This window comes from Pseudomonas sp. CGJS7, assembly GCF_036961695.1.
On record NZ_JBAMDI010000083.1, the window covers coordinates 1 to 11,495 of the forward strand.

At 67.9% G+C, this 11,495-nt stretch carries 8 protein-coding genes and 1 riboswitch; of the genes, 6 read left to right on the top strand and 2 right to left on the bottom strand.

Going from position 1 to position 11,495, the window contains the following annotated elements; translation table 11 throughout:
- Together V7787_RS35045 and V7787_RS35050 are read right to left on the bottom strand one after the other, a co-directional pair.
- On the bottom strand, nucleotides 1-2,020 hold a 2,020-nt coding region (locus tag V7787_RS35045), incomplete at its 3' end, for an amidohydrolase family protein (RefSeq protein ID WP_336091968.1).
- Between the two features lie 190 nt (nucleotides 2,021-2,210).
- Nucleotides 2,211-4,598 (bottom strand): TonB-dependent receptor plug domain-containing protein, encoded by a 2,388-nt coding sequence (locus V7787_RS35050; protein WP_336091970.1) that lies wholly within the window; start codon nucleotides 4,596-4,598, stop codon nucleotides 2,211-2,213.
- A 456-nt stretch (nucleotides 4,599-5,054) separates the two neighbouring features.
- A riboswitch (cobalamin riboswitch) is annotated at nucleotides 5,055-5,298 on the top strand.
- Between the two features lie 115 nt (nucleotides 5,299-5,413).
- On the opposite strand from V7787_RS35050, the gene btuB reads away from it, so the two are divergent.
- From btuB to cbiB, 6 genes are read left to right on the top strand one after another with little or no spacing between them, the layout of a single operon-like run.
- On the top strand, nucleotides 5,414-7,321 hold the full coding sequence (btuB, locus tag V7787_RS35055) for a TonB-dependent vitamin B12 receptor (protein WP_336091972.1): 1,908 nt from the start codon (nucleotides 5,414-5,416) through the stop codon (nucleotides 7,319-7,321).
- A 55-nt stretch (nucleotides 7,322-7,376) separates the two neighbouring features.
- Nucleotides 7,377-7,967 (top strand): hypothetical protein, encoded by a 591-nt coding sequence (locus tag V7787_RS35060; RefSeq protein WP_336091973.1) that lies wholly within the window; start codon nucleotides 7,377-7,379, stop codon nucleotides 7,965-7,967.
- 52 nt (nucleotides 7,968-8,019) lie between these two features.
- A complete protein-coding gene (locus V7787_RS35065) occupies nucleotides 8,020-8,643 on the top strand; it encodes a hypothetical protein (protein ID WP_336091975.1) in 624 nt (207 codons plus the stop codon).
- Nucleotides 8,640-9,266 (top strand): cob(I)yrinic acid a,c-diamide adenosyltransferase, encoded by a 627-nt coding sequence (gene cobO / locus V7787_RS35070; protein WP_336091976.1) that lies wholly within the window; start codon nucleotides 8,640-8,642, stop codon nucleotides 9,264-9,266. Before V7787_RS35065 ends, cobO begins: the two co-directional genes overlap by 4 nt.
- Nucleotides 9,263-10,549, top strand: a complete 1,287-nt coding sequence (locus V7787_RS35075) for a cobyrinate a,c-diamide synthase (protein WP_336091977.1) — start codon at nucleotides 9,263-9,265, stop codon at nucleotides 10,547-10,549. Before cobO ends, V7787_RS35075 begins: the two co-directional genes overlap by 4 nt.
- A 5-nt stretch (nucleotides 10,550-10,554) precedes the next feature.
- The gene (gene cbiB / locus V7787_RS35080) at nucleotides 10,555-11,484 is read left to right on the top strand and encodes an adenosylcobinamide-phosphate synthase CbiB (protein ID WP_336092035.1); all 930 of its coding nucleotides are present in this window, start codon (nucleotides 10,555-10,557) and stop codon (nucleotides 11,482-11,484) included.
- The last annotated feature ends 11 nt before the right edge of the window (nucleotides 11,485-11,495 follow it).

Genomic DNA, 11,495 nt, shown 5'->3' on the forward strand with positions numbered 1-11,495 from the left:
GTGGCACGATCCCCAACGCCCGCTCGATCTGCGCCGGATCGAATCGCTTGCCGCCCTTGAACACCATCTCGACCTTGCGGATGTCTTCCATGTCCTTGAGCGGGTCGCCGTCGATCACCACCAGGTCGGCGAATTTGCCCGGCGCGATCGCGCCGCGGTCCTTGTCCACGCCCAGCACCTGCGCCGGCGTCAGCGTCGCCATGCGCAGCACTTCGGCGTTGGGAATGCCGGCGCGGGCGTAGCTCGCCAGTTCGGAATGCAGCATGTAGCCGGCCAGCGCGTCGGTGCCGGGCATGATGGTCACGCCCGCGTCGTACAAGGCCTTGAGCAAACGCATCATCGCCGGAAACGACTGCGCGTAAGCCTCTTCCTCGCCCTTGGGCGCCTTCAGCGCGCCCCAGCTGAGGTTGCGCTGCGCCTGCGGCGGCAGGCGCGAAGCCACGGTCTTCAGGCCCGGCGGGGTCTTGTCTTTAGGATCGCCGGCGAAGAGATCCTGGGCGATGCCCATGGTCGGGTCGAGCACGGTGCGGTGGCGCTTGAGGAACTCGATGAACTCGCGCACTTCGGGTTTGTCCGGCGGGAACTCGGCGGCGTGCGCGGCGACTTCGGTCAGCCGCTTCATGGTGTGGGTCTCCTGGACCCGCGGATACATGAAGTTGAGTTCGACGAACAACAGGTGCTGCAGCTCGTCCGCGCCGCCTTCGATGAACTGCCGCGCCGACATGTACGCCGGTACGTGCCCGCTGTAGCGCATGCCGCGGGCGTGGGCGCGGTCGGCGATCACCGGCACCAGTTCGGGTTTGAGCGAGGAGTAGCTCTTGATCTGGACGTAGCCGTGGTCGGCGTACCAATCCACCGCCTTGATCGCTTCTTCCGGCGTGGCCACCAGCATCTTGGTCGGGCCGGCGTAGGGGCCCGGGCCGTCGATGAAACCGGCCGCGAGCACGCGCGGGCCGATCTCGGTGCCGGCGTCGAAGCGTTTGACCTTTTCCAGGAACGCATCGGTGTTGTTGGCCATGTCGCGCGAACTGGTGATGCCGTTGGCGATGTCCATCGGTCCGTCGGAATCGGAATAGTGCTTGTGCACGTCCCACATTCCGGGCATCAGGAAGCGATCGCCGGCATCGTAGATTTCGGCGTTGGCCGGCGCTTTCAACGAGGCGTCCGGCCCGACCCGGATCACCCGTTCGTTTTCGACCAGCACGCTGGTGTTCGCGGTCACGCTGAGGTCGCGCGGATCGAACAGGCGCGCGTTGCGGATCAGCAGCGGGCCCTTGGGCGCGTGAGTGAGTTCGCGCGCCATCCGCAGCGCCCATTGCGCGCCGGCCTGCTCTTGCAGTTCGATCAGCTTGGGCAGCGAATCCTGCAGCTCCGGCGACAGCACCGAGACCCAGCCCGAGGCGAAGATCACCGCCGCGGTATTGCCTTGCGCGTCCAGCCACACCGAGCCCGGCGTGTAGTCCAGACCGGAGATGCGATACAGCGACAGGCTGCGCGGCCCGCTCTTGCTCGCGATCTCGAACGTGCCGGCGTCTTCCAGCCGCGCTTCGCCCGCCGGCAATAAGGCCAGTTTGCGTTCCGGCGCCTTCAGCAACGCGCGCGCCAGCACGCCCTGCATTTCCGGGGTGGCGTTGAGCGGCAGGAAGAACGCGGGCGCGCTCAGGGTTTTCTCGCCTTGTTCGCTGTCGTTCTTCCAGCTGGCCTTGCCGGCTTGCAGGCTGAAGTGCTCCTTGATCGGCACCTTCAGATAGTTGTTGCCCTCGGCGTGGTACTCGGTCGGAATGCCGGCCGCGTCCAGAGTCCAACGGCTTTTGATGTGATCGCCGCGGCCGCGGTCCTGGTACTGGAATTCGGCCTGGCCGCTGCCGTCGGCGGCGGTGTCCACGGTTTGCTGGCCGGCGGGTTTGCCTTGCATCAACACGGTTTGTTCGCGCTTGCCGGGCGCGGCGAGCGCGTCGGTTATCGCCAGCGACAGCAGCAACGGGGCGAGCGACAGCAACAGCGGAGCGGTCATGCGCATGACAGGGCCTCGGCTTTGCGTGAGAACGGTGCTGGAAACATCGCCCGGCGGGCGATGCGGCGCCGGCGACGACAGCCTGGATATATAGCCGATCCCGCCGCGCCGGGGATGTGCCGGAAGCAGCTGAAAAAACGACGGCCCGGAAATCCGGGCCGTCGGCGTTGCTGGATTTTCGCGTTGCGGCGTCAGCTCACCACTTGTAGCCGACCTTGAGGTAGGCGAACGCGCCGTTGAAGCCGAACGGCGAGGCGGTGTTGTAGGGCAGGTAATTGCGGGTGCCGCGCACCAGGTTCTGCTCGTCGGGGTATTCGTTGAGGACGTTGTCGCCGCCGACGGTGAAGTCCCAGTTGTTCAAGCGATAGGTGGCGGCCAGGTCGAGCGTCCATTCCGCGCCGAAGGTCTGATCCTGCAGCGGGTCGGTCTGGTGCAGTTCGGTGAACTCGCCGTAGCGGGTGGCGGTGGCGTTGAAGGTCCAGTTGCCGGTCTTCCAGTCGCCGGCGAGGAAGAACTTGTCCTTCGGCGCGCCCTTGGTGATGCGGCCGATCTCGGTGCGGCCGATGCGCACCGCGCTCGGATCGATCGCCGCCAGCCGCGGCGGGTTCGGTGCGATGTGTTCGATCTCGGTCTTGGAGTAGTTGTAGCCGGCGGTGAGGCTGAGCTTGCCCGCGCCGACGTCCCAGGCCTGGGTCGCGATCACGTCCACGCCCTGGGTCTTGGTGTCGACCGCGTTGGTGAAGTAACGCCCGCCGCCGATGCCCGGATAGCCGTTGGCCTGCAGGTAGTTGCGCACCGCGGTGCTGGTGAGGTTTTCCGACAGCAGGATGCGGTCGTCGACCTTGATGTGGTACGCGTCGACGGTGATGTACAGGCCGTCGGTGGGTTGCAGCACCAGGCCCAGGCTGTAGTTGGTCGATTCCTCAGCCTTCAGCGCTTCCGAACCCAACGCCACCGCGGCCGGATTGTCGACGCGGAAGGTGCCGATCTCATACGGAATGCCGCTGATGAAGTTGGTGGCGATCGACTGGAAGAACTGCTGCTGCAGCGACGGCGCGCGGAAGCCGGTCGAGGCGGTGGCGCGCAGCGCGACCTTGTCGGTGAAGGCGTAACGCGCCGACAGCTTGCCCGAGGTGGTGTCGCCGAAATCGCTGTAGCTCTCGTAGCGCGCGGCCAGGCCGGCGGAGAACTTGTCGCTGAAGTCGGCTTCGGCGTCGATGTACAGCGAGTAGCTGTGGCGGTCGTAATCGCCGGCGTCGCTGGCGCGGAAACCGGAGAACACCTGCGCGCCGGGAATGATCTGGCCGTTGGACGCCGGCACCCCGCCGTTGGCGTAGGACAGCGGTTCGCCGGCGCGCTGGCTGAACTCCTCGCCGCGCCACTCCGCGCCCCAGGCGAAGGTCACCGGGTACTGCCAGCCGAAATCCACCGGGCGGGTGAAGTCCAGGTTCAACACGTGTTGGGTCACTTCCAGCGCGCCGGCGTAGAACTGGGTCGGCGAGCTCGGGCCCAGGCTGCGGTTGAGGGTGTTTTCGATATCGAAGGTCAGGCCGTTGTGGCCGTAGTTGTAGCTGAAATCGATCTGGGTGCCGCCGGCGGTTTCGCTGCGCAGGCCGATCACCGCGGCGCGGTCCTTGCTGATGTTGTGGATCTGCGGCAGGAAGCCGTTGGGATAGATCGAGGGGATGTTGCGCGGGTCGGCGGCGAAGCGGAAGTAACCGTTGGAGAGCACGTCGCGCTTGCTGTAGCTGCCGAAGGAATAGAAGGTCAGGTAATCGGCGGCCTTGTACTCGCCGTTGTAGGAGATCGCGCCGCTGTCGATTTCGGGATCGCCGTAGCGCTGTTCGACCACGCCCTGGAACGGCCGCGCGCGGTTGGTCTGATCCTGATGCCCGCCTTGCGCGGCCAGATGCAGCTTGCCGTTTTCGCCGAGCTTGAGGCCGGCGTCGGCGGAGAGCTGGTACTGCTTGCCGTCGCCGGCGCTGTACTGGCCGTAACGCGCGGCGATGCTGCCGCCCGAATCGCTGCCCTTGAGCACCACGTTGACCACGCCGGCGATCGCGTCGGAGCCGTATTGCGCCGAAGCGCCGTCGCGCAGCACTTCCACCCGCTCGATCGAGGCGATCGGAATCGCGTTGAGATCGACCGGCGAGGAGCCGCGGCCCTGGCTGCCGTTGAGGTTGATCAGCGCGGTGGTGTGGCGGCGCTTGCCGTTGACCAGCACCAACACCTGATCCGGCGCGAGACCGCGCAATTGCGCCGGGCGCACCGCGTCGGTGCCGTCGGTGATCGCCGGGCGCGGGAAGTTCAACGAGGGCAGGGCGCGCGACAAGGCGGTGGCCAGCTCGACCGTGCCGGTGGCTTCCAGGGTTTCGGGAGTGATGATGTCGATCGGTGCGGTCGACTCGGCGACGGTGCGGTCGCTGACCCGGGTGCCGGTGACGATGACTTGATCCAGGGTCGTCGCTTCGCGCTGCGGGGCGCTGGACGCCTCCTGGGCGAAGGCGGCCGGGGCGGCGAGGGCGATCAGCAGGCCCAGGGCCAGCGGGTGACGGGGTCCGGCGAGCTTGCGGCGAGCGTGCATGAAGACTCCAGGTGAGGGACTGACAGCGATGTCATCCGGGTTTAACACGGTTATAACAAGTGGGTCAATAAAACGGCCAAGGTTGGCTTAGCGCAAGTAATCAAAAAGTGGTAGGCGCCACGTTTTTGGCTTTGCGCGAGGCCGCGCAGTGGCCTGCGGCTTGCGCGGGCGCGACGGTTCGCGGGCGCGGCCCAGCGGGGACACCGAAAAAAACGCCGGGTCGCATCGACTACGAACCCGGCGTCCGGAAGTGGGGGTGGTGGAGGAGGTGCCGAACCCGGCGGGCATCCCGATGCGCTCGCCGCGACTGCGTCGGCGATTGCCGGGCATCCTCGACGATCGCGACGGGCGAATGAATCGGACACGTCCGAAATGCGCCCGCTCATCCAGGCGCGTGGCCGCTGCGTGCGTCGCGACCCCACCCCATACCCTGGCGTCGGCAAGGGTGGGCGCTGTTAAGATGCCCGCGCTCAAGGTGATCGCCGACACAGTCCGGCGATTGAAACGGGAATCCGGTTGCGTCCTGGCTCTGCCAGTCCGCTCATGCCGGAGCTGCCCCCGCAACGGTAGGCGAGTCAACGCACCGCAACGGCCACTGTGCTCAGGCACGGGAAGGCGCGGTACGGGAATCGGGTCCGGCAGATCGGACCTGCGGATTCCGCTCGCGAGCCCGGAGACCGGCCCGGAGCGCGAACCGACAGGCGGAGGGCCTGGTTCTCGGGCGTCGCGCGCTTGCGTGTGCTCCCCGGCCGCTCTCCGTTTGTCCCGACCCTGTCTGGACCGCGCGGGTGAGGCGCGGCCTTGGAGATCTGCCAGTGATTGCGTCTGTTGCTTCCGTCCGTTTCCGCGCCGCCGGCGCGGGCTTGTTGCCGCGCGTGGGTTTGTGCGCGGCGTTGACCTCCGCCCTGTTCGCCGCGCACGCCGCGCCGGCCGCGGTCGATCTCGACCAGGTCGTGGTCACCGCCACCCGCACCGCCAAAACCCAGGACGCCACCCTGGCCGCGGTCACGGTCATCGACCGCGCCGAAATCGAGCGCTTGCAGCCGGCCTCGCTGCCGGACCTGCTGCGCGGCACGCCGGGCGCGTCGTTGGCCAACAACGGCGGCCCGGGCAAATCGACCTCGCTGTTCTTGCGCGGCACCGAATCCGATCACGTGCTGGTGTTGATCGACGGCATCAAGGTCGGCTCGGCCACCAGCGGCGGCGCGTCGTTGCAGGACATTCCGGTCGAACAGATCGAGCGGGTGGAAATCGTGCGCGGCCCGTTCTCCAGCCTGTACGGTTCCGAAGCCATCGGCGGGGTGATCCAGATTTTCACCCGGCGTCCGCGAGGCCCGTTCGCGCCGAATTTCAGCGTCGCCCTGGGCAGCAACCAGACCCACCGCGCCTCGGCCGGCGTCGCCGGCAAGGGCGAGCGCGGCTGGTATTCGATCAACGCCGCGCACGAGGACACCGACGGCATCAACGCCTGCCGCGGCAAGCCTTCGCCGGGCGGCGCGGGTTGCTTCACCAACTCGCCCGATCGCGACGGTTACCGCAACAGCTCGTTGACCGCGCAAGGCGGCTATAACTTCAACGAACAATGGGACGCCGAAGCGCGCGCGTTCCGCGCCGAGGGCAACAACCTTTACGACGGCAGCCAGAACAACCAGGCCGACACCGTCCAGCAAGTGCTCGGCGCCAAGCTGCGTTACCGCCCCAGCGAGCGGGTTGCGCTGAGCGCCAGCGCCGGCCGCAGCGAGGATCTCAGCGACAACTACAAGGACGGCAAGTACTCCAGCACCTTCGACACCCGGCGCCAGTTGGGATCGGTGCAGGCGGATATCGGCTTCGGCCGCAATCTGCTGACCGCCGGCTTCGATTGGCAGCGCGATGAGGTCGAAAGCAACACCCGCTATGCCCGCGACCGCCGCATCCTGCGCGGCGCGTTCGGCCAGTGGCAGGCCGATTTCGGCGCGCAATCCTTGCAGCTCAGCGCGCGCCGCGACGACGACAGCCAGTTCGGCGGCAAGACCACCGGCAGCGTGCTGTGGGGCTGGGACTTCACCCAGGCGCTGCGCCTGACCGCCAGCTACGGCAGCGGATTCAAGGCGCCGACCTTCAATGAGCTGTATTACCCCGGTTACGGCAATCCGGATCTGTCGCCGGAAACCTCGCGCAGTTTCGAACTCGGCCTGCGCGGCACCTTCGGCGAGCAGCGCAAGCAAGTGTGGTCGATCAATGCGTATCAGACCCGGATCGACGACATGATCGCTTACGACGCCTCGCGCGGCCTGCCGGGCAATGTCGACCGCGCGCGCATCCGCGGCGTGGAAGCGGTGTTGGATACGCGCTTGGCGCAGTGGGATCTGCGCGCCAGCGCGACCTGGCTGGACCCGCGCAACGACAGCCGCGGCGCCAGCAACGACAACTTCCTGCCGCGCCGCGCGCGCCAGAGCGCGCGGGTCGATCTGGATCGCCGCTTCGAGCTCGGCGGCGCCAGCGCCTTGTCGTTCGGCGCCAGCGTGTACGCCGCCGGCGAGCGTTACGACGATCTGGCCAATGCGCGCCGCCTGGGCGGTTACGCCTTGACCGACCTGCGCCTGGGCTATGCCTTCGACGCCGCCTGGAGCCTGCAATTGACCGCCAACAACGTGTTCGACCGGCGTTATGAGACCGCGGCCTTCTACAATCAGCCCGGCCGCAACTATCTGCTGACCCTGCGTTACCGCCCCGCCCGCTGATGCCGCCATTGTTCGCCGGCCGCGCCGCGCGGCCGGCTCCGACCGAGAGACGCCGATGAACGAGTTGTCCGTGCCTGTGAAAGCCAGCGTGTTCGCCGCCGCGCTGACGCTGATGATCGCCACGCGTTTCCATCACTTCGGCAGCGCCCTGCATTTGCCGGACGCGTCGATGGCGGTGTTCTTTCTGGGCGGCTTGTATCTGCGCCGGCATGCGCTGTTCGCGGCGTTTCTGGCGATCGCGGTGGCGATCGACTACATCGCCATCACCGGCCGCGGGCTGGATTTTTTCCAGCACTACTGCGTGACGCCTTCGTACGCGTTCCTGCTGCTGGCCTACGCGGTGCTGTGGTACGCCGGGCGGATGTACGCGCCGCGGATGGCCGCGCGCGGCCGCGCGGTCGCCGTCGGGTTGGGCGTGGCTTTGCTCGCGGCCAGCGTGTCGTTCCTGATTTCTAACGGCGCGTTCTATTGGTTCGGTGGCCGCTACGCCGATCCGAACTGGGCCGAGTACGTATCGCGCGTGTGGCAGTGGGGGCCGTTGTTCGTGCGCACTACGCTGGCCTATATCGCGGTGGCGTTCTTGCTGCATGCGCTGCTCGCGCGCTTCTTGCCCACGCGCATCGCCGCGCCGACGGCCAAGGTCTGAGGCCGCTGGCTCGCGCCGCCTTTCCGTAGTTATTGGATACAGGAGTCCGATCATGCCGATCCAACCGAGCTCGATCCTGCTGGCGCCCAGCGAAGCGGCCTTGCCGCTGCGTTCGCGCAATGCGCAATTGGTGACCGCGGCGGCGCTGGCCGCGCTGATGATCTGCACCCGCGGGCAACACTTCGCCACCGTCGACGCGCTGCCCAGCGCTTCGTGGGCGGTGTTCTTCCTGGCCGGAGCGCTGCTGCGTCCGGGCTGGGCGTTTCCGGCGTTGTTCGTGCTGTCCTCGCTGTTGGATCTGGCCAGTCTGGCGCTGGGCCGGGTGACCGACTGGTGCCTGTCGCCGGCGTACTGGGCGCTGGCGTTGGCCTATGGCGCCTTGTGGTGGGGCGGGCGCTGGTACGCGCGCATGCACCGCGATCATTGGAGCAGCGTGCCGCGGCTGGTGTTGGTGCTGTTGGTGACCGCCACCGTCGCCTATGCGATTTCCAAGGGCGGTTTCTATTTCCTGTCCGGGCGTTATCCCGACGCGAGCTGGGCCGGGTTCCTGGAGCGGGTGCCGCGCTACTACCCGCGCGCGCTGGGCACCTTGGCCGGTTACGTCGGCATGGGCTTTGCGGTGTATGCGGTCGCGCGCCTGCTCGGCTTGCGTCAACGCGCTGGAGCGGCGGCATGAGCGCGGACGATCGCGCCGGTTACGCCGGGCTGAGCGAGGACAAGCACCGCGAACGCATGCAACGCAAGAAGGAGCTGATCGATCGCAAGATCGCCAAGGCCACCATCGAGCGCGGCGTGTTGGTGGTCAACACCGGCAACGGCAAGGGCAAGAGTTCTTCCGGCTTCGGCATGCTCGCGCGTTCGTTGGGGCATGGCTTCAAATGCGGGGTGGTGCAGTTCATCAAGGGCAGTTTTTCCACCGGCGAGGAAGCGTTCTTCCGCCGTTTCGAGGAATTGGACTATCACGTGATGGGCGAGGGCTTCACCTGGGAAACCCAGGACAAGCAGCGCGACATCGCCGCCGCCAGCGCGGCCTGGGCGCTCGCGGCCGGGATGATGGCCGATCCGGCCTACGATTTCGTCCTGCTCGATGAGCTCAACATCGCCCTGGCGCATCGCTATGTGGCGCTGGAAGACGTGCTCGCCGCGGTAGCGGCGCGTCCGCCGCGCCAGCACGTGGTGATCACCGGTCGCGGCGCGCCGGACGCGCTGATCGAGGCGGCCGACACGGTCACCGACATGCGCGTGGTCAAGCATGCGTTCAAGGCCGGGATCAAGGCGCAGCAGGGCATCGAGTTGTGAGCGCTTGCCCGGCCTTGCTGATCTCCGCGCCGGCTTCCGGCCAAGGCAAGACCAGCGTCACCGCGGCCTTGGCGCGCTGGCATGCGCGGCAGGGACGGCGGGTGCGGGTGTTCAAGACCGGGCCGGATTTTCTCGACCCGATGGTGCTCGAACGCGCCAGCGGCCAGCGCGTGGAGCAGTTGGACTTGTGGATGTGCGGCGAGGCCGACGTGCGCGCGCGCCTGCACGCGGCCGCGGGTGAAGCGGATCTGATCCTGATCGAGGGCGTGATGGGTTTGTTCGACGGTTCGCCGTCGAGCGCGGACCTGGCCCAGCGCCTGGGCGTACCGGTGCTGGCCGTGATCGACGGTTCGGCGATGGCGCAGACCTTCGGTGCGCTGGCGACCGGGTTGGCGCGTTATCGCGAAGGGCTGCGCGTGTACGGCGTGGCCGCCAATCGGATCGGCAGCGCGTATCACGCGCAGTTGCTGCGCGAGAGTTTGCCGGCGGATCTGCGTTGGCTCGGCGCGTTGCCGCGCGATCCCGCGCTGGCCTTGCCCGAGAGGCATCTGGGCTTGGTCGCCGCGGCCGAACTGGGCGATATCGATCAGCGCCTGGATGCCTTGGCCGATGCCTGGGCGGCGCACGCAGATGCCGAGCTGCCGCCGCCGGTCGAGTTCGCCCTGGCCGAGATCGCACAGACGCCCGCGTACCTGCAAGGCGCGCGCATCGCGGTCGCGCGCGATGCCGCGTTCTGTTTCGCCTACCCGGCGAATCTGCAATTGCTGCGCGAGGCCGGCGCGGAACTCGCATTCTTCTCGCCGATATCCGGCGACGGCCTGCCCGAGTGCGATGCCGCGTGGCTGCCCGGCGGTTACCCGGAATTGCATCTGACTGCGTTGTCGGCCAATGCGGGCTTGCGCGATGACCTGCACCGCCATGTCGATGCCGGCAAACCGTTGCTGGCCGAGTGCGGCGGCTTGTTGTATTCGCTGGACACGCTGAGCGACCGCGAGGGCCATAGCGCGCCGATGGCCGGTTTGCTACGCGGCAGCGCCGTCATGGGGCCGCGCCTGGCCGCGCTGGGCCTGCAGTCGGTAGCGCTGCCCGAAGGCGAGCTGCGCGGGCACACCTTCCATTACGCCAACGCCGAGATCGGCGAGCGAGCCATCGCGCAATCGCACAACCCCAACGGCGGTCCCAGCCGCGAGGCGGTGTACCGGCGCAACCGCCTCACCGCGAGCTTCGTGCATTTCTATTTTCCGTCCGATCCCGCCGCGGCGCTGCGACTGTTCCTGCCATGAGCGCGATGCCGATGGCGCTGGCGATGCTGGGCGGCGTGCTGCTGGACGCGATGCTCGGCGAACCGCGCCGCGCGCATCCGCTGGTCGGCTTCGGCCGCTGCGCGCGGGCGATCGAGTCGGCCTTGTATCGCGACAACCGCGCGTTCGGCGTGCTGGCGTGGCTGCTGGCGGTGGCGCCGCTGAGCGTGGCGGCGTGGTGGTTGCAGCGGCAGTTGTTCGAAGCGTCGGTCTGGGCCGGCGGCGCGTACGCGGCCGCGGTGTTGTATCTGGCGATCGGCCTGCGCAGCTTGAACGAGCATGCCGCGCCGGTGGCCGAGGCCCTGGCCGCCGGCGACCTGCGTTCGGCGCGCAGCGCGGTGGCGCGCATCGTCAGCCGCGATACCCAGGCGCTGGACGCCGAACGCGTCGCCGCGGCGGCGACCGAGTCGGTGCTGGAAAACGGCAGCGATGCGGTGTTCGCGGCGTTGTTCTGGTTCGCCGTGCTCGGCCCGGCCGGGGCGGTGTTGTATCGGCTGGCCAATACTCTGGATGCGATGTGGGGTTATCGCACCGAGCGCTATGAGCGCTTCGGCTGGGCGGCGGCGCGCATCGACGACGTGCTGAACTGGATTCCGGCGCGCCTGGCCGCCGCGACTTACGCCGCCTTGGGCCACACCCGCAGCGCATTGCGCTGCTGGCGCACCCAGGCGAACACCTGGGACAGCCCGAACGCGGGGCCGGTGATGGCCGCGGGCGCGGGCGCGCTGCGGGTTCGGCTGGGCGGCGACGCGCCGTATCACGGCGTGTGGGAGCCGCGGCCTTTGCTGGGCGAGGGCGCGGCGGCCGATGCCGGTTCGATCCGGCGCGCGTTGACGATGGTCGACCGCGGCACGGTGATCTGGGTGGCGGTGGCGTTGTTGTGGGCGTGGGCGGAGTGGACCTATGCGCGGGCTTGAAGTACTTGCGC